The 207-nt window shown below is 56.0% G+C and carries 1 protein-coding gene; it reads left to right on the forward strand.

Features of this window, described 5'->3' with window-relative positions:
* A partial coding sequence (locus NE668_RS10295; protein WP_256197030.1) for an efflux RND transporter permease subunit occupies positions 1-207 on the forward strand: 207 nt, incomplete at both ends.

Raw genomic sequence — 207 nt, forward strand, 5'->3', positions numbered from 1 at the left:
GGTAGTGAAAACGGTGAACAACTTTCCGGTGACGCTGGAAGACATCGCCGACGTGAAAATAGGTCCCAAAGCCCCGAAACTGGGCACAGCCTCGGAGCGTGGCAAACCGGCCGTACTCATGACCGTCACCAAACAGCCCGCCACCAGCACGCTGGAACTGACGGACAAATTGGAGGCCTCTCTGCAAGACTTACAGAAGAATTTGCC

The organism is Veillonella parvula, from assembly GCF_024461875.1.
In the GTDB taxonomy this organism is placed as follows: domain Bacteria; phylum Bacillota; class Negativicutes; order Veillonellales; family Veillonellaceae; genus Veillonella; species Veillonella parvula_I.